This window comes from Lentzea waywayandensis (genome assembly GCF_900115955.1).
Taxonomy (GTDB): Bacteria; Actinomycetota; Actinomycetes; order Mycobacteriales; family Pseudonocardiaceae; genus Lentzea; species Lentzea waywayandensis.
This window is the reverse complement of record NZ_FOYL01000003.1, coordinates 157,411-183,011: the sequence shown is the minus strand read 5'-3', so window position 1 is coordinate 183,011 and position 25,601 is coordinate 157,411. Positions and strand designations below refer to the sequence as shown.

The following is a 25,601-nucleotide window of genomic DNA, read 5'->3' as shown; positions in this document are numbered from 1 at the left end:
GCTGTTCGGGCTGGATCACTCGGAGTAACTCGCAACAGGCACGTGCCTGACGGCGTTGAAGCGTGGTTGCCCAACACAGGGGGTATGACGTGGCGAGAGACAACGACCGTGAGGCGTCAGAGAGCGACAACATGATCGCCGCCATCGCGATCGTGGTCGGCGTGGTTCTGCTGGCCATCGCGATCCCGATGGCCCCGAAGGCCTTCAGGATCGGCTTCAGCCTCGGCACGGTCGGCACCTACACCGTCGGCGACGTGCCGGAGTGCTCGTTCCGCTGCTACACCCGCACCGGCACGTTCGTCAGCGACGACGGCAAGGTCACGCTTTCCGATGTGCACGTGCGCAACGGGATGCCGCGTGGGCTGCAGCGCGGCGACACCATCCGTGCGTTCGACATCGGCGCCAAGGGCGAGGTGTTCACGGAGGCCGGAGAGGCCGGTTATCCGTACGCGGTGCCTGTGATCCTCGGGGTGGTGGGGGTGGCCGGGCTCGGGCTGGGGTTGCAGCACCTGTGGGCGACGCGGAGGCGGCGGACCTAGTCCTCGTACTCGACGGTGACCGGGGCGTGGTCCGACCAGCGCTCGGCGTACGTCGCCGCCCGCTCCACCACGGCGGTCCGTGCCCGAGCCGCCAGCCCATCGGTGGCGACCTGGTAGTCGATCCTCCACCCGGAATCGTTGTCGAACGCCTTGCCGCGGTACGACCACCACGAGTAGGGCCCAACCACGTCCGGATGCAAGGAGCGCATCACGTCGTTGTACCCAGAGGCGAACACCGAGGTCATCCACTCCCGCTCATAAGGCAGGAAGCCGGACTCCTTCTGGTTCGTCTTCCAGTTCTTCAGGTCCGCCTGCTGGTGCGCGATGTTCCAGTCACCGCACACGAGCACCTCACGGCCCGCTACAGCCGCCTTCTCCCGCAGCGACACCAGGTACGGCAGGAAGGCCGCCATGAAGCGGTCCTTCTCGTCCTGCTTCTCGGTGCCGACGTCGCCGGACGGCAGGTACAGCGACGCCACGACGACGCCGGGCAGTTCGATCTCCACGTAGCGGCCGCTCGCCTCGAACTCGGCGGTACCGAAGCCGATGCGCACCGAAGTGGGCTCTACGCGCGAGAGAACGCCCACGCCCGCGCGGCCCTTCAAGGAGGACGGGGCGTACACGCCGTACCAGCCCTCAGGTGAGTGGACGTCGGCAGCGAGCTCGGCGGGTTCGGCGCGAACCTCCTGGAGGCACACCACATCGGCCGAGGAAGTGGCGAGCCACGAGAGGTAGCCCTTCTTCGCGGCGGCGCGCAGACCGTTGACGTTGACCGTGGAGACCGTGAGCACGACGAAGGAGCCTACTGGGAGGCCAGGCCCCAGGGCTTCGGGTACTCGGCACCGCAGCCGGCGCAGTGTGCGGTCAGGTCGAGGTAGCCGACGAGGGTGGCCATCTCGTCGCGGGGCAGCGCCAGCTGGCGCTGGCCGTCGATCTCGGTGTAGAGGCCCTGCCACTCGGGGTCGCAGGAGCACTGCGTGACGCCCTTGGATCTGCCCCACCGAAACATGTTCCGCAGCATGCCCGCAAGTTTGCCACACGCCACCGAAGTCGTTGACCAATGCAAAGGCGCGCTTCGGGGACAACGAAATGTTGAACCGAAGGCCTTGAGCGTGCGGAAGTGCGACGGACATTCTTTCGGCGGGCCCAGGAAATCTCCCCGAAGCACGAACAGCATCAAGGAGAAGAAATGAACGCGATCAAGGGTGTTCTCGTCGGTCTCGCCGCCACCGCCGTGCTGTTCGGTGGTGCCGCTCAGGCCTTCGCCGCGCCGGCGCCGGCGCAGTCGGCCGAGGTTTCCGCGGACCTGACCGGCGAGGTCGTCGCGGTCGTCAAGGGCAAGTCCATCAAGGTCAAGGTCGACGCCTCGACGACGGTGGACGTGGACTACGACGTCGTGAAGACCATCATCTCCGGTGAGCTGAAGGTCGGCGCGAGCGTCGACGTCAAGGGGCTGAAGCTGGGCGGCAAGATCTTCGCGCTGGGCATCATCGTCCTCAAGTAGGACGAGCGGGAAAAGGCCGGCGCCGCCCTCACGCGCCGGCCTTTTCCAATGCGGCGGCCAGGTCCCGGCGCCCGGAAATGCCCAGTTTTCGATAGGCGCGGGTCAGATGCAGTTCGACGGCCCGTGGCGTCACGAACAACTCCGCCGCGATTTGCCGGTTCGTCAGGCCGTGCACCGCGCGCCGCACGATGTGTTCTTCCTGCGCGGTGAGCACCGAACCCGACGGCACGCGCGCCGGACGTCCGCCGGCCGCACGCAACTCCCGTGCCGCGAGGCCCATCAACGGAATCGCGCCGCACCTCTTCGCCACGTCGTGGCCCTGCCGCAACGCCGCCAGCGCCTCCGGGCCACGGCCGAGCGACCGCAGCACCACGCCCCAGTCGACGAGCGCCCGCGCCAGTTCTAGCCGGGCCGGGGTGCCGCGCAACGTCGACACGGCCTCCTCCAGCAGCAGAACGTCCGAAGCCACCACACCGGCGACCCTCGAAGAGACCCCGATCGGCACGGCGAGTCCCCAGTCGCGGGCCAGTTCCAGCTCCTGGAACGCCAGCCGGGCGGCCTGATCCCGCTCCCCCAACGCCAAGTGCGCCAACGCCGCGTGCGAGCGCCACGGCTGCAAGGACGGGTTGCGCGCGCCACGGCGTTCCATGCGCTGACCGCACAAGAGGTGGTCGCGCAACGCCGAAACCGGATCTCCCGACGCCATGTGCAGACGGCCGCGCTGGTGCAGAAGCGCGTTGTAGTGCGAGTACTCGGGGAGATCGCCGTCGAGCGAGCGTTCGCGCACGAGCCGCGACGCCGAGGTCGTGTCGCCCGTGTCCACCCACACGCCGGCCAGCCCGGCGACTGCGGCCACGATGTTGCCGTCCTGACCCGCGCCCACCGCGTCCAACCGTGCCAGCGACGCCAGGCCGAGTTGTTCCGCCACCGCCAACGAACCCAGCCGTCGCGCCACGTGACACCGCAACCCCTGCACCAGCGCCGCGCACAGGGCGAGATCGCGTTCGTACGTCACCCGCAGCGCCTCCTCGCACTGCCGGTCCGCCATCTCGTACTCGTCGATCCCGATCAACGCCACGATCATGTGCGCGAACGAGAACTGGTCGATCAGGTCCCGCCCGATGTGCAACGGCAGCGCGGCCTGCACCCGCCGCCGCGTCTCGCCGGGGTTCGCGCCGATCGTCGCGCCCCGATAAGCCAGCAGGGTGTTCAGAAAGCGCGCGTTGCGAGCCGACGTCATCCGCGAACCCAGCAGCCGCGCGATCCGCGTCTCCACCTCGCCGGAGAAGAACGACTCCTCCAAACCCAGCGACAACGCGTACAGGTCCAGCCGCTGAGCCAAGTCCGGGTCCGCACCGCAGACGCGCGCGATGACCGACTCGACCTTCGCGACCGCGTCCCGGTACAGCCGCCGCCCGGCCAGGTCGTAGGCGAGCAGCAACGCCATCCGCCCCTCCGCCGGCACGTCCATCGACGCACCCGCGGCCTTGGTCAACGACGCGCGGGCCGCACCCGGATCGACCAGCGACTGCGCCTCGCTCAGCTCGACCAGCACCTCGCCGCGCAGGTCGTCCGGCAGTGGTTCGCGCAAAAGCCTGCGCAGACAGGCGATCGCTCTGTCCGAAGTGGACTTCCGGGCGACCGCGCGCAGCACGTCCCGCACCCAGTCCTCCCCGATCGGCGCGGCCTCCAGCAGATGCGCCGCCACGACGTCGACGGGCGCCTGGTCGTCGTGCCGGAACCGGGCCGCCCGCGCGTGGATCGCCGCCCGGTCCAACGCGGTCGTGCTCTGCGCCAACGTCGACAGCACCATCGGCACGCCCGCGAACCCCAAGCCGCCCAACGCCCGTGACGCGTCCACGGCCTCCTGCGGTCCCAGCCCGGCCGCCGCGCCCGCCAGCGCCAGATCGGCCTCGCCGAGCACCGCGAACGACCGCGCCAGCGCCACCACCGAAGACCCGGCCGACGAAAGCCGCGCTACCAGTTCGCCAGAGCGTTCCCCGAGGTCGCGAGGCCGCAGGCCGAGGAGATACGGGTTGCCACCGGTCGCCACCCGCCAGTCGGCGACCACCTCGTCGGTGACGCCCGAAGCGAACAACGCGCGCAAGAACCGGGCACACCCCGCCTGATCAAGGCCGACGAGCCGAACGCGCACGGCGTCACCGACCACCTCGCGCAGCAACGACGTCGCGTCGACCGCCAGCCCCCGCGTCACCACGACGGCGACGGGCAGGTCACTGAGCCGTCTTCTCAGGTAGGACAGGAACTTCAACGAATGGGCATCGGCCTGCTCCACGTCGTCGACGGCCAGCAGCACCGGAGCACCCAGCGAGATCTCGCGCACGAGCCGGTGCAACCGGTGCATCGCCGCCTGGTCGGCGTCCCCGTCGAGGATATCGTCGGCCTCGCTCTCGAAGAGCTGCGCGACCACGCCGAACCGGAACCCCGACTCCGAGGCGGAACACTGCGCGCGGAAGACCTGGAAGCCCAGCTCACGGGCCATCCGCACGGTCTCGGCCAGCACGGACGTCTTGCCCATGCCCATGCGGCCCTCGACGCACACCACCGAAGGAGCGCCCGCACAGGCCGCCTCCAGCGCGTCGCGCAGAGCCGTCAGCTCGCGCTTGCGGTCGGACACCACACAACCAGCGACCGCCACCGAATACGTCCTTTCGCCGCACGCTCTTCGAACACGTGGCGGCGCGTTCCGGCTGACCGCGCTAGGCCAGCCGGATCAATCCTAGGGAGAGCGGCCCGAGCAGGAAAGGGCTTTCCGGACCGGGAAACACCTGGAATTTTCGCTACTTGCAGGTGGAGTCGCTGGTCAGCGCGACGAACGACTGGCTCACCCAGCGCCGGTCGCTCAGCATCCGGTAGCCGTTCTCGACGCGGCCCTGCGCGTCGGTCACCGCGTCGCGCGGCATGGTCGAGACGATCGGCTGCATGTCACCGGGCCCGGACCGGACGTTGAGGATGTCCGCGGTCACCGTGATCTTGCAGATCTCCGACCCCTTGTCACTGCCCATCGGCTTGCCGCCGTTCACGGCGTACATGACGCCGGCGACCCCGAGCACACCAATGACGATCATTCCCCGAACCGGAACACCAAACATCGCGACGCCTCCGCACGCACAAGCCCTGGAACAGCAGATATAGCGGCTGAAAGACCTGTGTGGACGGCGCGGCGCGGCAACCACCCGCAAGAGGAACCGACCGGGTGACGTGGAACGGGAAAGGCCACCCCGGTGTGACCGGGGTGGCCTTCTCACGTACTCGAATCAGGCGACCGTCAGAACGACGCCATCTTCTTCTTGAGGTTCTCGTCGAGCGCGCCGAGGAAGTCCTCGGTGGTCAGCCACGGCTGGTCCTTGCTGATCAGCAGGGCCAGGTCCTTGGTCATCTGACCGGCCTCGACGGTCTCGATCACGACCTCCTCGAGCGCCTCGGCGAAGCGGATCACCTCGGGGGTGTTGTCCAGCTTGCCGCGGTGCATGAGGCCACGGGTCCACGCGTAGATCGACGCGATGGGGTTCGTGGAGGTCGGCTTGCCGGCCTGGTGCTGGCGGAAGTGACGCGTCACGGTGCCGTGCGCGGCCTCGGCCTCGACCGTCTTGCCGTCCGGGGTCATCAGGACCGACGTCATGAGGCCGAGCGAGCCGAAGCCCTGCGCGACCGTGTCGGACTGGACGTCACCGTCGTAGTTCTTGCACGCCCAGACGTAGCCGCCCTCCCACTTCATGGCAGCGGCGACCATGTCGTCGATGAGGCGGTGCTCGTAGGTGAGGCCCTTGGCGTCGAACTCGGCCTTGAACTCCTCGTTGAACACGCGCTCGAAGATGTCCTTGAAGGCGCCGTCGTAGGCCTTCAGGATCGTGTTCTTCGTCGACATGTAGACGGGGTAGCCCCGCTGCAGGCCGTAGGAGAACGAGGCGCGGGCGAAGTCCTCGATGGACTTGTTGTAGTTGTACATGCCCATCGCCACACCGCCCTCCGCCGGGAACTCGGTGACGACGTGCTCGATCGGGTCCGAGCCGTCCTCCGGCTGGAACGTGATCGTGAGCTTGCCGGCGCCGGGCACCTTGAAGTTGGTGGCCTTGTACTGGTCGCCGTGGGCGTGACGGCCGATGATGATCGGCTTCGTCCAGCCGGGGACCAGCCGCGGGACGTTGGAGATGATGATCGGCTCGCGGAAGACGACACCGCCGAGGATGTTGCGGATCGTGCCGTTCGGCGAGACCCACATCTTCTTCAGGCCGAACTCCTCGACGCGCGCCTCATCAGGGGTGATGGTGGCGCACTTGACGCCGACGCCGTGCTTCTTGATGGCGTTGGCGGCGTCGATCGTGACCTGGTCGTCGGTGGCGTCCCGGTGCTCAATGCCCAGGTCGTAGTACTCCAGAGTGACGTCCAGGTACGGGTGGATCAGCTTGTCCTTGATGAACTGCCAGATGATCCGGGTCATCTCGTCGCCGTCGAGTTCGACGACGGTGCCCTGAACCTTGATCTTGCCCATAATCCTGGGCGCTCCTCTCGCGACGATGCAAGCAGGACAAGCGTACTGGTAAACCGCCGTCCTGCGCCTGCGACCCTGGTTACATCGATTCAACTGACGCCAAGCACTGCGCCATTGGTGTGAACCGTAGTCCTCTCGCCCACTGGTCACCACGAGAGAGGGCCCCACCAGGCATGAGTCGATCTTCTTCGCCGTTGAACGAGTTCGGCCCCGGCGGCGTTCAAGCCACGACTACTGTCAGCACGGTCGGGTGATCACTAGAAGGGGCGTAAGTGTCAACTGGGCCAACACATGCGATGAGCGGGCTGCTCGCCTGGAGCGCCGTCACCGCGATCGCGTCGACTCACCCGATCGGCCAGCTCTCGCCGCAGAGCTGGGCCGTGGGAGCGGTTCTCGCCACTGGCGCGGCACTTCTGCCCGACCTGGACCACCCCGGATCGACCATCTCGCGCACGTTCGGAGCGTTGAGCAGCGGGCTGTCCGCGGGCATCAACGCGTTGAGCAGCTTCGTCTATCGGACGACACGCCTGAAGCGGGATTCCAAGCGAGACGGCGGACATCGCGGTCTCACGCACACGCTCGTCTTCGCGTTGTTCGCCGCCGTCTTCACCGCCGCGGTCATTCAGAACAGCCAGAAGTGGGCGCTGCCGGTGCTGATGTTCGTGTTCGCCGGTCTGGCGGTGCGCGGCATCATGAACGACTGGTGCCCCAAGCAGGACGCGTTGCTGATCACCGCGGTGTCGGCGGGGATCACCTGGGCGATGATCGCGTGGACCTCGCAGACGGACGCTTCCGCGGCGGCGTGCGGGATCGCGGTCGGCATCGGGTGTTTCGCGCACTACGTCGGGGACGCGATCACCGAGCAGGGCTGCCCGATCCTGTGGCCGATCCCGATCATGGGCAAGACGTGGTTCCCGGTCGCGCCGCCGAAGATCATGCGGATGAAGACCGGTGGTGTGGTCGAGATGGCGATCGTCGGGCCGATCGTGACGATCCTGTCGATCTGGCTGGGGCTCGCGGCGTTGCAGGGGACGGGCGCGCTGCCGTTCCTGGACTGGGTGGACCTGCTTCCGATCTAGTTCGACCGCTGGCCATTCGCCGTCCACCTGCGGCTCACCCGTTCGCTCTAGCCTCCACGAACCCCGACCAGTCGTGTGGAGGATCAGCCATGTCCGAAGTAGCCCGCAGACGCTTCCTGCAGGGAGCCGGCGTGCTCGGCGTGGCGGGAGCGCTGGGCACGGGAAGCGCTTCGGCCACGTCGCGCTACCAGTGGCTCTCCGGCGATCACCACACGCACACGCAGTACTCGTACGACGGCATGTACACCATCGAGCAGCAGATCCGCGGTGCGTTGCGGCACGGCACGGACTGGCTCGTGATCACCGACCACGGCCACGCGTCGCACGAGGCGCACTCCGTCGAGGCGACGGCCGCGGACCTTCAGCGCGCCAAGCGGAAGTTCCCGCAACTGCTGCTGTGGCACGGGATGGAGTGGAACGTCCCCGGCGCCGAGCACGCGACGCTGTTCTTCGAGGACTGCCGCGACGAGGCAGGTGTGCTGCGGGACTTCGAGCGGCAGTTCGACTGGCGGCTCAACGGCGCCGAAGCCTCGAACCCGGCGAACGAGAAGAAGGCGCTCGACGCGATCCGGTTCCTGCAGACCAAGATCCGCAACGGCACGATGAAGTCCGCGCTGGTGTTCGTGAACCACCCGATGCGCAACGGCCGGGTGGCGCCCCACGAACTCCGCGCGATGCGCGACCTGGCCCCCGACATCGTTGTCGGCATGGAGGGCGCGCCCGGAGCGCAGGGCGACGGCGACCCGTTGCGCGGTCCCGGCGGCCACCGCGGCGGTTATGCGAACAGCCCCGGCTCGAACTCCTACGCGCCCTACCCGCCCGAGGCCTACAGGACCTACGGCGGCTTCGACTGGATGACGGCGAAGGTCGGCGGTGTCTGGGACTCGTTGCTCGCCGAGGGCCTCGGCTGGTGGATCACGTCGAACTCCGACTCGCACTTCAACTCGCGCGACACGATCGTCCGCGTGCCGGAGCCCGGCGACCAGTTCGACCTGACCGGCAAGCACCTCGACGCGATCGAGGGCGGGGTGCCCCAGGTGCTGCCGCCCTATGTCGACTTCTTCCCCGGTGAGTTCTCCCGGACCGTCGTGGGCGCCACCCGGCGGACGCGCGGCGCCGTGATGGAGGGCTTGAGGGCAGGTCGAGCGTGGGTTTCGCACGGCGGCTTGGTCGATGATCTTCAATTCCACGTTTACGCGTCCGGCGGAACCGAGACGATGGGCGGCCGGCTGCGCGTTCGTCGTGGTTCGGACGTGACCGTGCTGGTCAAAGCACGTCTGGCAACTCGCCCCAACAGCGCCGGTTTCGTGCCACGATTGCGCCGTTTGGACCTCATCAAGGGCGCGGTAACCGGACGATCATCATCTGAAACGTTGGCCACGCCACATGTGAAGGTCGAGCGATCCTACGAGCCGCGCTGGCACTATGCGGTCTTCACGCACACGTTCCGCAACGTCCGGGAGCCTTTTTACCTCCGAATGCGCGGAACCGACGGCAACCGCGGCGCGTTCGAACCGCAGGCGGACACACCCGGAGCCGCGAACCCGTGGGAGGACCTGTGGTGCTACACCAACCCGATCTTCGTGGAGGTCAGGTGACCAGCACCTTCGTCGGCATCGACGCCGGCTATGAAAACCGCTGGGAAGCGGAGAAGATCGCGTTGGAACTGCACGACACCGTGCTGACCACGGCCCGAACGGTCGTGGTGCACGAGGTCGACAGCCACTACGCGATGTCCTTCCTCCTGCCCGTTCCCCCGTCTGACGCAGTGGTGAACTCACTGGTCGCGCAGGGTTTCGGCGTCTCCGTACGCGGTGCTTCCTCAGCACGTCAGGTAGGCCCGGAGGCGCTTCGAGTAGGCGCCTCCGCTGCTGCTGAGGCACACCAGTACCGCCGCGAGGGACGTGCTCTGCGGTACCAAGGCCAACGGTCGTTGCGCGGCCGTCATGGCGTGTCGGACATCCTCGCGTTCACGGCCATAGAGGTCGTTCTGCCGCGCGGAACCCACACGGTCGACACGCGCGGGAACCTGACGCCGTTCTTCCGCGACGGCAAGTTGGTGCTGGTCATCGACTAGGTTTCGGGGTGTGCGTGACATCGCTGTCTTCAGTGGTTCTGCCCATCCCTCACTCGCCGCGGAGATCTGTGGTCATCTCGGTGTCGAGCTGTCACCCAGCCGCCTGACGCGGTTCGCCAACGACTGCCTGGAAGTGCAGTTGCAGGCGAACTGCCGGGAGCGGGACGTGTTCCTGATCCAGCCACTGGTGCCTCCGGTGCAGGAACACCTCGTCGAACTCCTGCTGATGCTGGACGCTGCCCGTGGCGCCTCCGCCGCGCGCACGACCGTCGTTCTGCCGCACTACGCCTACGCACGTTCGGACAAGAAGGACGCGCCCCGGATCTCGATCGGCGGCCGCCTGGTCGCCGATCTGATGGTCGCCGCGGGCGCGTCGCGGGTGCTGGCGATGACGCTGCACTCACCGCAGGTGCACGGGTTCTTCTCGGTGCCCGTCGATCACCTGCACGCGCTGCGCGAGCTGGCCGCGCACTTCTCCCAGTACGACCTGTCGAACACCGTCGTGGTGTCGCCGGACCTCGGCAACGCCAAGGAGGCCGCGCACTTCGCCCGGATCCTGGGCCTGCCGGTCGCGGCCGGCGCCAAGCAGCGGTTCGCCGACGACAAGGTGCAGATCCAGACCGTGATCGGCGAGGTGGCCGGGCGCGACGTGATCGTGCTGGACGACGAGATCGCCAAGGGCTCGACCGTGGTCGAGCTGATCGACAAGCTGCGGGAGCGCGGCGCCGGGCCGATCCGGGTGGCCTGCACGCACGGGCTGTTCTCGTCCGGGGCGTTGGACCGGTTGCAGGCGTTCGAGGACGTGCTGGAGATCGTCGCCACGAACACCGTGCCGATCCCGGCCGACAAGGTGGTGCCGAAGTTGAAGGTGCTGTCGATCGCGCCGGCGATGGCCGAGGCGATGCGGCGGATCAACGTCGGCGAGTCGGTGTCGACGCTGTTCGAGGCCCCGTAGTCACCGAGGTCACTTCAGGTGCGCGAGTGCCCTGATCAGCCGGTCTCCGACGTCGGCCGGTCCTGGCATCTTGCGCACCACGGCCCGCTGGTGGGCGAGGCCGTGCAGTCCGAGCCACAACGCCACCGCGTCGCCGTAGAGGTCGTCGCTGCCGTGCGCGATCCCCTCCTCGATGCACGCGCCGAGCACCTCGACGAGCAGCGTGAACGCCGCCACGCCCAGTGAGTCGAGGTCGGCGTCGGTGATCGAGGTGTCGTCCACCGACGGCGTCCAGAGGCCGCCGAACATGATCCGGTAGCGCTGCGGGTGCACTTGCGCGAAGTCCAGGTAGGCGTTGCCGACCGCGAAAAGCCGTGTGCGCGCATCTGGGTCCGCGTTGTCGTTGGCCTCGCGCAGGGCGGCGGTGAGCGTGTCCATCTCCTGTTGGACGACGGCCAGCATGATCGACGGCTGGTCCGCGAAGTGCGCGTAGATCGACGGTGCCGCGATCCCTGCTTTGCGGGCGACCGAGCGCAGCGTGACCGCGCGTTCGTCGCCGCCCTCGTCCAGCAGCGCGAGGGCCGCCGCGATGATCTCGTCTCGCAGTTTCCCGCCCTCACCTCGGCGGTTGCGCCTGCGCGGTTCCGTGTTCGTCACGGCCGTAACCATACACCTGAAAGTTTATGACTGTTAGGCCTTGCGCTTCTAGACTTACGGGCGTTAGCTTATGTCCGTAAGCACAACCGGAACGCAAGGAGCACACGATGAACGCCACGACCGCCACCACCCGCACCACCGAGATCGTTCTGCCGGGCGTGGTCGAGCCCGCCGGCCTGCAGGTCCAGGTCCGCGACCTGCCCGCACCGGGCCGGGGTCAGGTCGTCCTGCGGATGGACGCCACCGGCGTCTCGTTCGCCGAACAGCAGATGCGCCGGGGCAAGTACTACGACCAGCCCGCGTTCCCGTTCGTGCCCGGTTACGACGTCGTCGGCACGGTCGTCGCCGCAGGTCCCGGCGTGGACCGCGACCTGCGCGGACACCGGTTCGCCGTGGTCACGAAGGTCGGCGGGTGGGCCAGCCACCTGATCGTCGAGGCCGCCGACCTGGTGCCGGTGCCGGACGGCGTGGACGCGGCCGCCGCCGAGACCGTCGTGGTCAACGGCGTCACGGCGTGGCAGATGATGTACCGCACCGCGAAGGTCAAGCGCGGCGACACGATCGTCGTGCTGGGCGCGAACGGTGGCGTCGGCTCGACGTTGGTCCAGCTCGCTCGGCACGCCGGCATCAAGGTGATCGGCACGGCCTCCGCCCGTCACCACGACGCGGTCCGCGAGCTCGGCGCGATCCCCGTCGACTACCGCGACCCGAACATGTACGACCGCATCCGTGAGCTGGCGCCGGAAGGTGTCGACGCGGTGTTCGACCACGTCGGCGGCCCCGCCCTGCACGACTCGTGGCGACTGATCCGCCGCGGCGGCGCCCTGGTCAACTACGGCTCGGCCGCGACGAAGGACGAAGCGGGCAACGCGATGCTGCCGGTGCTCAAGCTGTTCGGCCAGCTGATGGTGTGGAACCTGCTGCCCAACGGCAAGCGCGCGGGCTTCTACAACTTCTGGGCCGGCAAGCGCTTCCGCATCGCCGCGTTCCGCGCCCGTCTTCGCGACGACCTCACGCAGGTGCTTCAGCTGGTCAAGGCCGGTGTGCTGACGCCGCAGATCGCCGCGCGCATCCCGTTGTCAGACGCGGCCTCCGCTCTGGCGCTGGCCGAGTCGCGCACGGTGCTGGGCAAGGTCGTCATCGTTCCGGAGCCGTGAGCAGGCAGGGCTGCCGTCAGCTGATCGTGGCGGCGGCGACCGCCCTGGTCGACCGGGACGACGCCGTGACGCTGCGGGCCGTGTCCCGCGAGGCGGACGTCCCCACCTCGTCGATCTACCTGCAGTTCCCTGATGTGACGGCGATCTTGCCGGCCGTGTGCCACGAGGCCTTCCGCGAACTCGAAGCCGCCGTTCTCGGCGCACCCGACGCCTACGCGGCAGGCCTCGCCTACCTGGACTTCGCCGTTCTGCACCCCCGCCGCTACCGCGTGATGTTCGGTGCGGCCGACCTCTCCGAGCAGGCGCTGCGGTTGTTCACCCGAGTCCTCGCCGACTCCGATCGCGCCATGACGTTCTGGCTGGGCCTGCACGGGCTCGCCGACCAGCGCGCCGCGATCCGCCGCTCGCCTCAGTTCGTCGTCATCGCACCGCGCCTGATCAGTTCACTCATCTGAGCTCATCCGACTTTCCGGGAGTCCTCACCATGAACGCCACCGCTGTTCGCGCCACCACCGTCGCGTCCACCGAGGTCGACAACCGCGCCGCCTACCTGGGTTTCGCGTTCGCCTACGTCTTCGGCCACGGCGCCGCGCTGCTCTCGAGGTCCGGCGCCGTCCTGATGCCCTCGTGGCTGCCGATCGCGCTGCTCGCCGCCGGTCTGCTCGCCGGCACGGTCTTCGCCATGACCGCGTCGCTGCGCGCTCAGAAAGCCGCCTCCGAAGCGCGGCGACGAGCCGAGAAACTGGTCGGCACGGCCTGGATCACCGGTTTCGCGGCGCTGGCGTTAGCGGTCACCGGCGTGAGCACGGTGTTCGACAAGCCAGAGCTCCAGACCGTGCTGTGGCCCGCCGGCTCGACCATCGTGGTCGGCCTGATCTACATCGCCGAGGGCGCCATCCGCGGCAACGCGCTGCACTACAACCTGGGCACGTGGCTCATGCTGGTCGCCGCCGCGACGCTGTTCGTCCCGGGAGCCGGTTTCTTCGGCGTGTTGGCCGTGCTGGGTGGCGGCGCCTACCTGCTGGCGGCGTTCCTGGAGCGTCGACGCCTTGCGGCGTAAGGCTTCTACAGCTGCACTCGCACCGTGACACGACCCTTGTCGTCACGGTGCGAAGTCGCGTGTCCGGTCCGCTCGGCGCCATCCAGTTCGAGCGTCAACGGACCGCCCTCGCCGTTGAAGTTGCGCCACCACGTCTTGGAGTCCGGCATCATCACCTGGATGTCGACAGTGTCGCCCTTGCGTTGGTAGCCAACGGGTGTGGTGAACGTGCGGCCCGACTTCCGGCCCGTGTAGGACACGACGGTGATCCCCTTGCGCACGAGCTTCCCGACGAGCGGCGCGTCACGCAGTCCGACGATCAACCTGTTGACGCGGTTCACGATCGGGCTCCTGAAGTTCATGCTCACCACCGTAGCCTGCTAAGTGGAGACCCCCGTCCGCTTGAGGCGAAGTGAGAAGAAGTGACCGCTGAACCGTCTCAGATGCGCGCCGACGCCCGCGAGAACCGGGCACGGGTGCTGACCGTCGCCCGCGAACTGTTCGCCGAACGCGGGCTGGAAGTGCCGATGGCCGCGATCGCACGCAGGGCCGGAGTCGGCATCGCCACGCTGTACCGGCGCTTCCCCACCAAGGAATCGCTGGTCATGGAGGCCTTCGCCGAGCAGTTCGCGGTGTGTCAGGGCGTCATCGACGACGCTTTGCGCGACCCGGACCCGTGGCGCGGGCTCTGCACGGTGATCGAGAAGGTGTGCCTGCTTCAGGCGGCCGACCGCGGGTTCACCGCCGCGTTCACGGCCTCGTTCCCCGAACTGCACTCCGAGGTGCGCGACCGGACCTGGGAGCACTTCGCGGCGTTGGTGCGGCGGGCGAAGGACAGCGGACAGTTGCGGGCCGACTTCTCACCGCACGACCTGACGCTGGTGCTCATGGCCAACAGCGGGCTGTCCGGCGTGCCCGTGGAGGTCGCGACGGCCGCCTCCCGGCGCCTCGTCGCCTACCTGCTGGAGTCGTTCCGCAGTGGCACGGACGTTCTGCCGCCGCCCGTGCCACTCAGCCTGGACCTCGTGCTCAGTTAGCCCGGGTGGGCGCCGACGGTGTCGCGGATCATCGCGCCGAGGTCGGCGGAACCCATCCGCGCGCAGTGGGCGCAGCAGAAGAACTTGCCCTCCACCTCCACACCGTGCCCGATCACGCGGCAGTCGCAGTGCTCGCAGCGCGGCGCCAGCCGTTGGATCGCGCACTCGAAGCTGTCGAACGTGTGCACGCCGCCGCCGACGGTGCGCACCTCGAAGGCCATCCAGTACTCGTTGCCACAGACGTCACAGGTCGCCATGCGCGGAAGACTGCGGCAGGTCACTCGGGTCGGCAACTCGAACGTCGAGCTGCGCGACCAGCGTCTTCGGGGCAATCACCCGATAGGCGTCCTCGACGAGATCCGCGACGACGTCCCAGTCGACGGGCACGTCCAGATACACACCGAGCCAGCCACGATGGCCGACGTACGGCGGCCGGAAGTAGTTCTCCGGAGCCTGGGCGATGAGGGTCTCCTGGATGCCAGGGCCTGCCGCGCACCAGAACGCCCTGCGGTCGTCGTGGTGATGGTCGGCCGAGGTCACGAAGGTCTTCTTGCCGCGGACGAACCAGGTCGGTTCGCCGTGACTGAGGCGTTCCGTCACCTCTGGCAACGCGAGACAGAGGCGGCGCAGGTGTTCGAGTGCGTCCACCCGAACATCCTGCGCCATTTTCGGTGGGTCAGCCGGTGCCGGCGCGAATCGCGCTGATCAGCTCGCCGTTCGTCGTGTCACCGGAGAGCTCCCAGAAGAACACGCCACCCATGTTCTGGCCGCTCGCCCACGAGATCTTGCTGCGGACGGTGGCCGGGGTGTCGTAGCTCCACCACTGGCTGCCGCACTTGGCGTACGCGGTGCCGGCGACGGTTCCGTTGGCGGGACAACGGGTCTTGAGCACCTTGTAGTCCTCGATGCCCGCCTCGTACGTGCCGGGTGCGGCGCCGGTCGCCGTGCCGCCGGGCGCCGCCTGGGTGACGCCGGTCCAGCCGCGGCCGTAGAAACCGAGGCCCAGCAACATCTTGCTCGCCGGAATGCCCTTGCTCTTGAGCTTCTGGATCGCCGCGTCGGTGTTGAACCCGGCGGTCGGGATGCCGGGGTAGGACGTGAGCGGCGAGTGCGGGGCGGTCGGGCCCTGTGCCGCCCAGGCACCGAAGAAGTCGTACGTCATCGGGTTGTACCAGTCCACGTACTGCGCGGCGCCGGCGTAGTCGGCTTTGTCGATCTTGCCGCCGGTCGACGCGTCCGCGGTGATCGCGGCGGTCACCAGGTTGCCGCTGCCGAAGCGGCTCCTGACGGCCTGCATCAGCGTCTTGAACGAGTTGAAACCGCTGGTGTCACAGGTGAGTCCGCACGCGTTGGGATACTCCCAGTCGATGTCGATGCCGTCGAACACGTCCGCCCAGCGCGGGTCCTCGACGAGCTTGTAGCAGGAGTCCGCGAACGCCGCCGCCGCGCTCGGGCTGCTCGCCGCCGCCGGGAAACCGCCGGACCAGGTCCAGCCGCCGAACGAGAACAGGACCTTGAGGCCCGGGTTCAGCTTCTTGAGCTTGCGCAGCTGGTTGAAGTTGCCGCGCAACGCACCCGCGTCCCACGTGTCCGTCGTACCGTCCACAGAGGACGCGGCGTCGTAGAACTTGTCGTAGTCCGCGTAGGCGTCGCCGAGCACGCAACGACCGCCGCTCACGTTGCCGAACGCGTAGTTGATGTGCGTGAGCTTGCTTGCCGAGCCGGAGCTGCGGATGTTCTTCACGTGATAATTGCGCTGGTAGACGCCCCACTGCACGAAGTAGCCGACGACGCGTTTCGCGATCGCCTGCGCGCCGATCTCCTGCTGTGGTGCGGCTTGTGATGCCGGTGCCGCGAGCGTGGCCGCCGTCAAGAGTGCCGTTGCCGCCGCGATGATTCTGCGCCTGAACATAGCGGTCTCCTCGATGGGTGACTGCGCGGCGGCGCTGCTCTCAAGCTAGGTGGACTAGACCACTGCCGTCAACAGCTGAACCGGCGACACGGCAGAGCCGTACGAGGAAGAGGAAAGGCGGGAGCCAGTGAACGTTCCGAGCGGGACCGGCCGGATTCGAACCGGCGTTCTCCCTCCGTTCCGGAGGGCGCGTCGACCACTGCGCTACAGGCCCCTTAGCCACCGCGCCCTTCACACTAGTCGGCGAACTGCGGGCCGTATGCCCTGCGAAAGTGTTGGACCCAATAAGGTTCACGGACCAACCCCGAACTGGACGGTGTCGTGCCCGGGATCGACTACTACGAGTTGCTCGGTGTCAACCGGGGCGCCAGTGCCTCGGAGATCAAGTCGGCCTACCGCTCTCTCGCCAAGGTCATGCACCCCGACGCGGGTGGGACGTCTGGCAGCTTCCGGCTGCTCCAGGAGGCCTACGAGACGCTGAAGGACCCGGTCCGGCGCGCCGACTACGACCGCCCAGCCGCACCGCCACCTCCGGTCGTTCGCCCGCAAACACGCCCGCGACCTCGCCGAACAGGCCACACGGGCCGCCTGCGCGACTTCGGCGACGACCCGAACTACGCAGCGCCACGCCCCCGCGTCGACCTCGGCTCGATGGAGTGGTGGAACCGCATCGACCTGGGCGCGCGCGTCCGTTACGTCCCCGCCACCGGCCTCGGCCACGCCCCCGCGGCGGCCGCGATCGGTGGGTGGTTCGTCCTGCTCATCCCGTTGGCGATGCCGCTGTCACCACTGCTCCTCGCCGTCTGGCTACCGCTCATCGCGGGCGCCGGTTACGGGGCGTTCCGACTGGTGCGCCGCTACATGACGGTCGCGCGGGCCGAACGGGCGTTCGCCGGTGAGTACGACGGGAACACGATTTTCGGCCGTCCGGGTGAAAACAGACGCGAACGGCTGACCGCCGGATTGCTCACGGAGTACATGACCCAACTACCGGGCGTGCGCATCTTCCACGGCCTCGCCTGGCCGGGTTCGGTCTTCACCGACATCGACCACGCCCTGCTCTGCGGCCGCCGCCTGGTCCTGATCGAGTCGAAGTCGTGGCTGCCCGGCCACTACTACTGCGACGAGGACGGCGAACTCTGGCGCAACGGCCACCCGTTCCGCGGCGGCGGCTCACAACTGCTCGAAGGCGTCGAACGCTTCGCCGAACTCCTGCCGTGGCTGGACGTCCGAGGAGCCCTGATCGTCTACCCGAGCCGCGCCGGGGAGGTCACCTGCGACGACGACCTCGACTTCGACGTACCGCCGATGACCCCGGAGCAGTTCGTCAGCGAGATGGGCGACTGGCTGGCCGACGACCCGGCCACCGTCGACCGCGAGGCCCTGCGCGCCCTGGTGCGTCAGGTGATCTCGGAGGTCCGCGTGGCCGGCGCCTGAACGCCCGCGCCCACCCGCGCCTGACGACCAACCGGCGTGAGGCCGGACGGAGCAGTTCGTGTCAGGATTGCCGCCATGACCCGCACGTTGTGCCTCGCGCAGAACCCGGACGCGGACGCACTCCTCGCGTCGGACATGTTCGCCCTGCTGACTGGGATGTTGCTGGACCAGCAGATTCCGATGGAGAAGGCGTTCTCCGGCCCCAAGGTCCTGGCCGACCGCATGGGCGGCCTGGACGTGCACCGCATCGCCGAGGCCGACCCGGAGGCCTTCGCCACCATCATGGCCACGCCGCCCGCCGTGCACCGGTTCCCCGGTTCCATGGCCAAGCGGGTGCAGGCGTTGTCGCAGTTCGTCGTCGAGACCTACGACGGGGACGTCACGCGGATCTGGGCCGACGGGGACGGGGCCGCGGTGTTCAAGCGGCTCAAGGCGTTGCCCGGGTTCGGGGATCAGAAGGCCAAGATCTTCCTGGCCCTTTTGGGCAAACAGTTCGACGTCACGCCCGCTGGGTGGCGTGAGGCGGCCGGTCACTACGGGGACGAAGGAAGCCGACGTAGCGTCGCTGACGTGCGCGATCAGAAGTCGCTGCTCGAGGTTCGCGACTTCAAGAAGGCCGCGAAGGCCGCCGCCAAGAAGTAGCACGGACTGTTCATCGTCTGGTGCACTGGACGTCCGCCGCCTGTCCGCACGAGGTGCGATCTTGCTGCCTCGTGAGAGAAGGGGCGGTTTCGTTGCGCATCAAGGCGATTGGCGTGTTCACGGTCCTGGCGCTCGGTCTGGGCACCGCGGTGGCCGGCGCTGCCACCACGTGGCCCGGTGACTCGGCCACCAGGACGGCTGACGGCACCAACGTGTTCGGCAAGAACCTGAGCGGGTTGTCGTTCGAGAGTGCCGGGGTCGTGTGGGCGGTGAAGAACGGGCCGTCCACGCTCTACCGGCTCGTGCCCAGCGGCAGCACGTGGAAGGTCGACTCGAAGCGGTCGCTGAACTTCAAGAACGGGCAGGGCGACCCGGACGCCGAGGGTGTGGTGAGCACGCCGGACGGGCTGTTCGTCGTCACCGAGCGGGACAACGACAACGGTGATGTCAGTTCGCCGATGGTGTTGAAGTTCGGCAGTGGCAGCAACGCGGTGGCCGAGTGGAAGCTGCCCGGGATGCCGTCGGTCGACCCCAACGACGGGCCCGAGGCCATCTCGTGGATTCCGGACTCGTTCCTCACCGCGCGGCAGTTCAAGGACGACACCGGCAAGCTCTACAACCCCGCCGACTACCCCGCGCACGGGGCCGGGTTGTTCGCGGTCGGGCTGGAGGCGACGGGCGGGATCTTCCTGTACGCGCTCCAGGACGGCGGGGCGAAGCTGGTCTCGAAGTTCGCGAGCGGGCAGGCGCAGGTGATGGACCTGGAGTGGGAGAACAACAGGCTCTGGGCCACGTGCGACAGCAACTGCAGCGGGCGGGCGACGACGCTCGCGATCAGTGACGGCAGGTTCAAGGTCACGGCGACGTACGACCGGCCGGCGAAGCTGCCGAACGTGAACCTCGAAGGCTTCGCGATCTCGCCGACCTGTGTGAGCGGCAAGAAGGTCGTGCTGTGGTCGGACGACGACAACACGGGCAGCCACGCGCTCAGGAGCGGTTCGCTGAACTGCACGGTCTAGAAGAGGATTGTCGGGGTGCGGAACTATGCTCCCGCGCGTGACCGCACCCCACATCCCCGGCCTGACCGACCTGAGACCGTTGGGCGCGGGCGGTTTCGCCACCGTCTACACCGCGCACCAGGCACAGCTCGGTCGCGACGTCGCCGTCAAGATCGACAACCGGGTGCTCGTCGACGAACGCGACCGGAGGCGGTTCCTGCGCGAGGCGCAGGCGGCTGCCAAGTTGTCGGGCCATCCGCACGTCGTCGGGGTGCACGACGCGAACATCACCGGTCAGGGCACGCCGTACATCGTGATGGAGCTGTGCACGGGCGGGTCGCTCGCCGACCAGCTCGACCGGCAGGGCCGGTTGCACCCGGACCAGGTGCGGGATCTCGGCATCAAGCTCGCCGACGCACTGGCCGCCGCGCATCAGGCGGGCGTGCTGCACCGGGACATCAAGCCGGGCAACATCCTCGTCGACCGCTACGGCACGCCGAAGCTGGCCGACTTCGGGCTCGCGGCGTTGCTCGACGCTCAGGGCGGCAGCACGGTCACGCGTGACGCCCTGAGCCCCAGCTACGCGCCGCCCGAGGCGTTCGCGATGGCCGAGCCGACGCCGCAGGCCGACGTCTACTCGCTCGCCGCGACGCTCTACACGCTGCTCGCGGGCAAGCCGCCGCGCCCGGTGCCGTGGCCCATCACGTCGTTCGACCAGCTCGGCGAGATCCTGCGCCGGCCCGTGCCCGCGGTGCCGGGGGTGCCGCCCGCGTTGCATGAGGCTCTGGCGAGAGCGCTGCACCCGGACGCGAACCTGCGCACGCCCAGTGCCGCGCAGCTGCGTGACGAGCTGGTCGACCCGATGCGGATGCCGACCGTGCCGGTTCCTGCCCCGCCCAAGCGCAAGGCGTGGCCGCTGGTCGCCGCGGCCGGGCTGGTCGTCGCGATCGTGGCGGGCGTGCTCGTGTGGAACCTCTTCGACAAGGACAAGGCGACCGCCCAGGGGCCCGGACCGGCGACGACACAGCCGGGCGGCGCGGAGGACGTCCCGCCGTTCCTCAAGGTGTGCGGCGACAAGTTCTGCGTCGACAAGTCCACCTGCTACGGCGGAATCACCCATTCCGGCGGCAACGCCCCCGTCGCCCGTCGTCGTGGAAGCTGCGCTGAAGAGCACTACTGGGAAGCCTTCGCGGGCGGGTGGCTGTCCGGCGAGCTTCCCGTCGCTGACCCCGACGACCTGGCAAAGTCCCCGGAGCTCGCGAAGACGTGCACGTCCGAGGTCATGAAGGCCAACACGAGACAGGGTGTGGACACGGCCGGATGGGAGATCACCGCGGTCGGTTTCAAGGACGGTACCCGCAACTACTACCTGTGCTTGGCCAAGAACCCTGAGGTCGGCGAAGACGTGACGAGCGCGTTCGGCAGCTGACTATGATCCGCTGGACAAACATCCTGGGGGGATCATGAAGAAGCTTCGCGCACTTGTCGCATGCCTCGCGGTCGCAAGTTCATTGGTCGTGACCGCTCCGGCAGCGCAGGCAGCCGGCGCCTGCTACCAGTCCGGTGCCCACGCCGGGTACTCGACGACGTACACCTGCAGCATCTGGCGCCTCAACCACCAGTGGGCGATGTACGGCGGGAACACCTTCACCCCGGTCGGCAACGTCCAGGGCATCCTCAACGCGGGTAACAGCTGGTTCGTCTGCCAGCGCTCTTTCGGGATCACGCTGACCTACGGGGTCAACGGCAGCCCGGATCTCATCAACAACTGGTTCGCCTACACCCTGGGAGACAACGGGTACTGGGGTTGGGTGAGTGCCACGCACTTCTCCGCAGGCGGAAACATGGAGCCTGTTCCTGGTCTCGGCCACTGCCCTGCGGGGTTCGGCAACACCGCGACCTACCCTGGCGAGAGGCCGGTACCCGGGCTGTACTGGAGGACCCCCGGCCCGGACAACGAGAAGAGGGTCCAGATCAACTAGTTAATCCACTTGCGACGGTCGGTAACGTAGACCGACGTGCGTGTTCACGCCGATTTGATCATTGCTGGATTCCGAAGGTACTCGACCTACCGACAAGCGATGCTGGCCGGAATGACCACGAACGTGGTCTTCGGCCTGCTGCGGGTCGCCATCCTCGTCGCCGCGCTCAAGGCGGCGAACGGCGAGATCGCGGACTACACCGTCGCTGCCGCCAACACCTACGTCTGGATCGGGCAGGGGCTGCTCGGGTTCATCCTGTTGTGGGGAACCAACGAGCTCGCCGAGCGCGTGCGATCCGGTGACGTAGTAGTAGACCTTTATCGGCCGTGGAACCTGCAGGGCGCCCTTCTCGCGGAGGACGTCGGGCGGGGCGGTTACGCGTTTCTGACGCGGCTCGCTCCGCCGATGGTGTTCGGCATGCTGCTGTTCCCGTTCCAGTTCCCCGCCACCGCAGTGCAGTGGCCGTTGTTCCTGGTCAGCGCGCTGATCGCGCTGGTGATCAGCTTCGGCTTCCGGTTCCTCATCGACATCAGCTCGTTCTGGCTGATCGACAACCGGGGGCTCTACGGGTTCTGGAACGTCTCGTCCGGCCTGTTGTGCGGGCTGACCGTGCCCATCTCGTTCTTCCCCGAGTGGGCGCGCGAGGTGCTCTGGCTGACGCCGTTCCCTGCTGTGCTCCAGGCGCCGATCGACGTGTTCCTCGGGCACGGCGATCCGGTGAAACTCCTGCTCCTGCAGGCGTTCTGGGCCGTGGTGATCCTGGCGATCGGCCATCTCACGCTGCAACGAGCGGTGCGCAAGGTGGTGGTGCAGGGTGGCTGACCTCATTTACCCGAAGCTGATCGGGGCGCGGCTGCGCAGTCAGCTTTCCTACCGCGCGTCGTTCGCGATGGACTTCGTGACGCAGGTGCTGGCGCAGGGGTACGAGCTGATCGTCATCCTGATCCTGTTCACCCAGATCAACGCGCTCGGCGGGTTCACGAAGAACGAAGTGCTGCTGATGTACGCGTTCGCGGGTGCGGCGTTCGGGGTCGCGGACCTGTTCGCCGGGCAGCTCGACAACCTGCCGACCTACATCCGCACGGGCAGCTTCGACGTGCTGCTGATGCGGCCGCTCGGCACGTTGCCGCAGATCATGTGCTCCGACATCAGGCTGCGTCGGATCGGGCGCATCACCGGTGCGCTGGCGGTCATGTTCTACGCGCTGGCGCAGGTGCCGATCGACTGGTCGCCGGCGAAGGTCGTGCTGACGATCGTGACGCCGATGGCGGGCGCGGTCATCTACAGCGCGGTCTGGGTGGTCGCGTGCTCGGTCTGCTTCTGGATCGTCGAGGGGCGCGAGTTCGCCAACGCGGTCACCTATGGCAGCAACGCCTTCACGTCGTACCCGATCAACGTCTACTCGCGGCCGCTGCGCTGGCTGATGGCGTTCATCGTGCCGGGGGCGTTCGTCGCGTACTACCCGAGCCTCGCGCTGCTCGGGAAGCAGGATCCGCTCGGCCTTCCTGGCTGGGTCGGCTGGACATCACCGCTCGTCGCGGCCCTGGCAGCCACGGTTGCCGGGTTCGTGTGGCGGTTCGCGATCAGGCACTACCGGGGAACGGGATCATGATCGAGGTCAGGGAGCTCCGCAGGGAGTTCAAGGTCGCCACGTCGAAGGGCCTGCGGCGCAACTACAAGACCGTCACGGCGGTGGACGGCGTCACGTTCGAGGTGCAGGCCGGGGAGGCCGTCGGGTACGTGGGACCGAACGGTGCCGGCAAGTCCACGACGATCAAGATGCTGACCGGGATCCTGGTGCCGACCAGCGGGCACATCACAGTCGACGGTGTGGACCCGTCGAGGCAACGGCGTGATCTCGCGAAACGCATCGGTGTCGTGTTCGGCCAGCGCAGCCAGCTCTGGTGGGACCTGCCGCTCAGGGACAGCTTCGACCTGCTCAGGTCCATCTACCGCGTGTCAGCCGAGGACTACCGGAAGCGGCTCGACGAGTGCGTCGAACTCCTTGGCCTGCAAGAGCTTCTGATCACCCCGGTGCGGCAGCTCTCGCTGGGGCAACGGATGCGCGGCGAGATCACCGCGGCTCTGCTGCACGCACCGGAGCTCCTGGTGCTGGACGAGCCGACGATCGGCCTGGACCTGGAGTCCAAGGAACGCCTCAGGGAGTTCCTCGCGGACATCAACACCCGCCGCGGCACAACGCTTCTGCTCACCACGCACGACCTCGACGACATCGAACGTCTCTGCCCGCGGCTGATGGTGATCGACCACGGCCGGGTGCTCGCCGACGGCCCACTGGACGAGCTGCGTGCCGAGGTCACCCCGGACCGCGAGCTCGTGATCGACCTCAGGGAACCCGGACCGGCACCGGACGTCCCTGGAGTAACGGCGGTGCGCAGCGAGGCCAACGGGTTGCGACACCACCTCACGTTCAGGAGGGCGGAGACGACGGCGGCACAGTTGATCACCCAGGTGGTGCGGCAGGTGGAGGTCCACGACCTCGCCGTCGTGGAGCCGGAAATCGACGACGTCATCCGCAAGCTCTACCAACGCCAACTCGATCAAGACGTACGTCGGTAGAGTCATAGGCAACACAAACGGACACATCGGGCAGAAGGAGCGCGAATGCGCCTAGTTGGACCGCTTGCCGCGGCTGTCATCGCGTTGGGCAGCTTGACGGCGTGCGACACGATCCAGGGCGTCAGCGACACCGCGGACAAGGTGAAGCTGTGCGCCGACGCCATCTCGCTGCTGGGCTTCTCGCCGGACATGAGCGACCCGCAGAAGGCCCTGGAGGAGACCCAGGCCAAGGCGAAGGAGCTCGAGACCCTCGCGAACTCGGCGCCGGACGAGCAGGTGAAGAAGGCTCTCGAAGAGGCCGCGAACGGCATGCAGAACGTGAACTCCGCGGCGGACTGGGTGGCCCAGAAGGCCGACCTCGCCGCGAAGGTCTCCTCGGCTTGCGGCGGATGAGCACTTGAGCCCTGTTGCGCGCCTCCGGTGTGCGCCTAGGCTTTGACGCGTTCAACGCGCCAAGCCTCGGCCGCACACCGGAGGTGTTGCAGCACCATGCAAGCAACAGTGGGTGACAGGCTCCACGTCCACAGCCGCTCCGTCGGCCTCGAGGAACGCCTCGGCGAGATCCTCGAAGTGCGCGGGAGCGATGGGCATCCGCCGTACCTCGTCCGCTTCAACGACGGTCACGAGGGCCTGGTGTTCCCCGGCCCCGACTGCGTCGTCGAGTCGCGGGGCACGGTCTAGCCCAGCACGGTCGCGATGAGCTCCTCGGCCAGCTGAGGAGTCGCTGCCGCCACGCCTGACCACCGGTGGGTCAGGTCGGGTTCGAACGTGAACGGCCGCCCGTGCAGGTCGACCAGCACCCCGCCCGCGGCGGGGACGGTGACCAGTGCCGTCGCGAGGTCCATGATCCGGTGCGTGTCGCTGCCCGGATCGATGAACGCGTCGACCGTGCCTTCCGCGACCAGCATGGTCTCCAGGCACGTCGTGCACAGCACACGGATGCGGTCGGCGCGGTTCGCGATGCGCAGCCACGCGTCCTGAGTGCCCTTCTTGGGACGCATGATGCACACCGACGCGCCGTCCAGCGTCGTACGTCCGGTGGTGCGGAACGACGTCGGCACTCCGGCGAGCGCATGCCACGCACGGCCCGTGTCGAACCATGTCGTCAGAGCTTCTTTTGCCGTGCCGTCCTCGACGAGGGCACCGGCGAAGCAGGAGAGAGGGACGCCGAACGCGGCGTTCGCGGACCCGTCGACCGGGTCGATGACGAGGGTGATCGAGGAACCGTTGTCGACGAACCCGGCTTCCTCGGAGAGCAGATTCACGCGACTGCGGTGAATGGACTCCAGGATCGCGTCCTCGACGATGCGGTCGACGAGCATCGTCGGTGTTCCGTCCGCGCCGTCCGCCACTTCTTCGCGGAGTTCGAGGCGCGTGTGCAGAGATCGGGCACGCCCGTACGCCGCCGACGCCGCGCGAGCGGCATCAGCGAGCGCAGGGTGCACGTCATCGGAGAGCTGTGGCTGGGGAACGTCCCACGGGATCAGCACGTTCCCCACACTGCCACGAAAAAC

31 protein-coding genes and 1 tRNA gene are annotated in these 25,601 nt (G+C 67.9%); 20 read left to right on the top strand and 12 right to left on the bottom strand.

Features of this window, described 5'->3' with window-relative positions; translation table 11 throughout:
- Positions 1-89 precede the first annotated feature (89 nt).
- Positions 90-539, top strand: coding sequence for a hypothetical protein (locus BM417_RS11515; RefSeq protein WP_093591516.1), 450 nt, complete (start codon positions 90-92; stop codon positions 537-539).
- Here BM417_RS11515 and BM417_RS11510 read toward each other — a convergent pair.
- Both BM417_RS11510 and BM417_RS11505 read right to left on the bottom strand, forming a co-directional pair.
- On the bottom strand, positions 536-1,330 hold the full coding sequence (locus BM417_RS11510) for an exodeoxyribonuclease III (RefSeq protein WP_093591513.1): 795 nt from the start codon (positions 1,328-1,330) through the stop codon (positions 536-538). The two genes, BM417_RS11515 and BM417_RS11510, sit on opposite strands and share 4 nt — an antisense overlap.
- Before the next feature lie 11 nt (positions 1,331-1,341).
- Positions 1,342-1,560 carry a hypothetical protein gene (locus tag BM417_RS11505; RefSeq protein WP_093591511.1) on the bottom strand — a complete coding sequence of 73 codons (219 nt, stop codon included), beginning with the start codon at positions 1,558-1,560 and terminating at the stop codon, positions 1,342-1,344.
- A 168-nt stretch (positions 1,561-1,728) separates the two neighbouring features.
- On the opposite strand from BM417_RS11505, the gene BM417_RS11500 reads away from it, so the two are divergent.
- The gene (locus BM417_RS11500; RefSeq protein ID WP_093591508.1) at positions 1,729-2,043 is read left to right on the top strand and encodes a hypothetical protein; all 315 of its coding nucleotides are present in this window, start codon (positions 1,729-1,731) and stop codon (positions 2,041-2,043) included.
- Between the two features lie 28 nt (positions 2,044-2,071).
- On the opposite strand, the gene BM417_RS11495 is transcribed toward BM417_RS11500, so the two are convergent.
- The 3 genes from BM417_RS11495 to BM417_RS11485 all read right to left on the bottom strand — a co-directional run bounded on the left by BM417_RS11495 (position 2,072) and on the right by BM417_RS11485 (position 6,556).
- Positions 2,072-4,702 (bottom strand): LuxR family transcriptional regulator, encoded by a 2,631-nt coding sequence (locus BM417_RS11495; RefSeq protein ID WP_093591505.1) that lies wholly within the window; start codon positions 4,700-4,702, stop codon positions 2,072-2,074.
- Between the two features lie 142 nt (positions 4,703-4,844).
- Complete coding sequence (locus BM417_RS11490; protein ID WP_093591502.1) at positions 4,845-5,132, bottom strand: SH3 domain-containing protein; 288 nt, start codon at positions 5,130-5,132, stop codon at positions 4,845-4,847.
- Between the two features lie 200 nt (positions 5,133-5,332).
- Entirely contained in the window at positions 5,333-6,556 is a 1,224-nt protein-coding gene (locus tag BM417_RS11485) for an NADP-dependent isocitrate dehydrogenase (RefSeq protein ID WP_093591499.1), read from the bottom strand.
- Positions 6,557-6,828: 272 nt separating this feature from the next.
- Here BM417_RS11485 and BM417_RS11480 point away from each other — a divergent pair, with 272 nt between their 5' ends.
- The 4 genes from BM417_RS11480 to BM417_RS11465 all read left to right on the top strand — a co-directional run bounded on the left by BM417_RS11480 (position 6,829) and on the right by BM417_RS11465 (position 10,667).
- On the top strand, positions 6,829-7,635 hold the full coding sequence (locus BM417_RS11480; protein ID WP_093591496.1) for a metal-dependent hydrolase: 807 nt from the start codon (positions 6,829-6,831) through the stop codon (positions 7,633-7,635).
- 89 nt (positions 7,636-7,724) lie between these two features.
- Complete coding sequence (locus BM417_RS11475) at positions 7,725-9,233, top strand: PHP domain-containing protein (RefSeq protein WP_093591493.1); 1,509 nt, start codon at positions 7,725-7,727, stop codon at positions 9,231-9,233.
- The gene (locus BM417_RS11470; protein ID WP_245821858.1) at positions 9,230-9,712 is read left to right on the top strand and encodes a hypothetical protein; all 483 of its coding nucleotides are present in this window, start codon (positions 9,230-9,232) and stop codon (positions 9,710-9,712) included. The genes BM417_RS11475 and BM417_RS11470 overlap by 4 nt, the downstream gene beginning before the upstream one ends.
- Positions 9,713-9,722: 10 nt before the next feature.
- The gene (locus tag BM417_RS11465) at positions 9,723-10,667 is read left to right on the top strand and encodes a ribose-phosphate diphosphokinase (protein ID WP_093591491.1); all 945 of its coding nucleotides are present in this window, start codon (positions 9,723-9,725) and stop codon (positions 10,665-10,667) included.
- A gap of 9 nt (positions 10,668-10,676) precedes the next feature.
- Here BM417_RS11465 and BM417_RS11460 read toward each other — a convergent pair whose 3' ends face one another.
- Entirely contained in the window at positions 10,677-11,303 is a 627-nt protein-coding gene (locus BM417_RS11460; protein WP_218164448.1) for a TetR/AcrR family transcriptional regulator, read from the bottom strand.
- Positions 11,304-11,410: 107 nt separating this feature from the next.
- Here BM417_RS11460 and BM417_RS11455 point away from each other — a divergent pair, with 107 nt between their 5' ends.
- Genes BM417_RS11455 through BM417_RS11445 form a run of 3 tightly spaced genes read left to right on the top strand, consistent with a single transcriptional unit; the run spans position 11,411 to position 13,520 of the window.
- A complete protein-coding gene (locus BM417_RS11455) occupies positions 11,411-12,460 on the top strand; it encodes a medium chain dehydrogenase/reductase family protein (RefSeq protein WP_093591486.1) in 1,050 nt (349 codons plus the stop codon).
- Complete coding sequence (locus tag BM417_RS11450) at positions 12,457-12,915, top strand: TetR/AcrR family transcriptional regulator (protein WP_093591483.1); 459 nt, start codon at positions 12,457-12,459, stop codon at positions 12,913-12,915. The genes BM417_RS11455 and BM417_RS11450 overlap by 4 nt, the downstream gene beginning before the upstream one ends.
- Positions 12,916-12,944: 29 nt before the next feature.
- On the top strand, positions 12,945-13,520 hold the full coding sequence (locus BM417_RS11445) for an ABC transporter permease (protein WP_093591480.1): 576 nt from the start codon (positions 12,945-12,947) through the stop codon (positions 13,518-13,520).
- Positions 13,521-13,525: 5 nt separating this feature from the next.
- Here the strand turns inward: BM417_RS11445 and BM417_RS11440 are convergent, their stop codons facing one another.
- On the bottom strand, positions 13,526-13,861 hold the full coding sequence (locus BM417_RS11440) for a nitroreductase/quinone reductase family protein (RefSeq protein WP_093593530.1): 336 nt from the start codon (positions 13,859-13,861) through the stop codon (positions 13,526-13,528).
- A 60-nt stretch (positions 13,862-13,921) separates the two neighbouring features.
- On the opposite strand from BM417_RS11440, the gene BM417_RS11435 reads away from it, so the two are divergent.
- Positions 13,922-14,536 (top strand): TetR/AcrR family transcriptional regulator, encoded by a 615-nt coding sequence (locus tag BM417_RS11435; protein ID WP_245821857.1) that lies wholly within the window; start codon positions 13,922-13,924, stop codon positions 14,534-14,536.
- Here BM417_RS11435 and BM417_RS11430 read toward each other — a convergent pair.
- From BM417_RS11430 to BM417_RS11415, 4 genes are all read right to left on the bottom strand, one after another.
- Positions 14,533-14,793, bottom strand: coding sequence for a hypothetical protein (locus BM417_RS11430; protein ID WP_030478439.1), 261 nt, complete (start codon positions 14,791-14,793; stop codon positions 14,533-14,535). The genes BM417_RS11435 and BM417_RS11430 overlap by 4 nt on opposite strands.
- Positions 14,780-15,202, bottom strand: coding sequence for an MmcQ/YjbR family DNA-binding protein (locus tag BM417_RS11425; protein ID WP_093591474.1), 423 nt, complete (start codon positions 15,200-15,202; stop codon positions 14,780-14,782). The genes BM417_RS11430 and BM417_RS11425 overlap by 14 nt, the downstream gene beginning before the upstream one ends.
- Before the next feature lie 10 nt (positions 15,203-15,212).
- Complete coding sequence (locus tag BM417_RS11420) at positions 15,213-16,448, bottom strand: glycoside hydrolase family 18 protein (protein ID WP_093591471.1); 1,236 nt, start codon at positions 16,446-16,448, stop codon at positions 15,213-15,215.
- A gap of 141 nt (positions 16,449-16,589) precedes the next feature.
- A tRNA-Ser gene (locus tag BM417_RS11415) sits at positions 16,590-16,663 on the bottom strand.
- A gap of 106 nt (positions 16,664-16,769) precedes the next feature.
- Here BM417_RS11415 and BM417_RS11410 point away from each other — a divergent pair.
- The 10 genes from BM417_RS11410 (at position 16,770) to BM417_RS11365 (ending at position 24,768) form a co-directional block, all read left to right on the top strand.
- Positions 16,770-17,885 carry a J domain-containing protein gene (locus BM417_RS11410; protein ID WP_093591467.1) on the top strand — a complete coding sequence of 372 codons (1,116 nt, stop codon included), beginning with the start codon at positions 16,770-16,772 and terminating at the stop codon, positions 17,883-17,885.
- Positions 17,886-17,960: 75 nt separating this feature from the next.
- Entirely contained in the window at positions 17,961-18,527 is a 567-nt protein-coding gene (locus BM417_RS11405) for an HhH-GPD-type base excision DNA repair protein (RefSeq protein WP_093591464.1), read from the top strand.
- 113 nt (positions 18,528-18,640) lie between these two features.
- On the top strand, positions 18,641-19,546 hold the full coding sequence (locus BM417_RS11400; RefSeq protein ID WP_143138608.1) for an esterase-like activity of phytase family protein: 906 nt from the start codon (positions 18,641-18,643) through the stop codon (positions 19,544-19,546).
- A 37-nt stretch (positions 19,547-19,583) separates the two neighbouring features.
- A complete protein-coding gene (locus BM417_RS11395) occupies positions 19,584-20,954 on the top strand; it encodes a serine/threonine-protein kinase (RefSeq protein ID WP_245821856.1) in 1,371 nt (456 codons plus the stop codon).
- Between the two features lie 88 nt (positions 20,955-21,042).
- The gene (locus BM417_RS11390; RefSeq protein WP_143138607.1) at positions 21,043-21,507 is read left to right on the top strand and encodes a hypothetical protein; all 465 of its coding nucleotides are present in this window, start codon (positions 21,043-21,045) and stop codon (positions 21,505-21,507) included.
- Between the two features lie 111 nt (positions 21,508-21,618).
- Positions 21,619-22,329, top strand: a complete 711-nt coding sequence (locus BM417_RS11385; RefSeq protein ID WP_245821855.1) for an ABC transporter permease — start codon at positions 21,619-21,621, stop codon at positions 22,327-22,329.
- A complete protein-coding gene (locus tag BM417_RS11380) occupies positions 22,322-23,119 on the top strand; it encodes an ABC transporter permease (RefSeq protein ID WP_093591449.1) in 798 nt (265 codons plus the stop codon). Before BM417_RS11385 ends, BM417_RS11380 begins: the two co-directional genes overlap by 8 nt.
- The gene (locus BM417_RS11375) at positions 23,116-24,087 is read left to right on the top strand and encodes an ABC transporter ATP-binding protein (protein WP_093591446.1); all 972 of its coding nucleotides are present in this window, start codon (positions 23,116-23,118) and stop codon (positions 24,085-24,087) included. The genes BM417_RS11380 and BM417_RS11375 overlap by 4 nt, the downstream gene beginning before the upstream one ends.
- Before the next feature lie 45 nt (positions 24,088-24,132).
- On the top strand, positions 24,133-24,480 hold the full coding sequence (locus BM417_RS11370; protein ID WP_143138606.1) for a hypothetical protein: 348 nt from the start codon (positions 24,133-24,135) through the stop codon (positions 24,478-24,480).
- A gap of 96 nt (positions 24,481-24,576) precedes the next feature.
- Positions 24,577-24,768, top strand: coding sequence for a DUF1918 domain-containing protein (locus BM417_RS11365; protein ID WP_093591440.1), 192 nt, complete (start codon positions 24,577-24,579; stop codon positions 24,766-24,768).
- Here BM417_RS11365 and BM417_RS11360 read toward each other — a convergent pair.
- Positions 24,765-25,586: an inositol monophosphatase family protein gene (locus BM417_RS11360; protein ID WP_245821854.1), complete on the bottom strand. Its 822-nt coding sequence runs from the start codon at positions 25,584-25,586 to the stop codon at positions 24,765-24,767. The genes BM417_RS11365 and BM417_RS11360 overlap by 4 nt on opposite strands.
- Positions 25,587-25,601 lie beyond the last annotated feature (15 nt).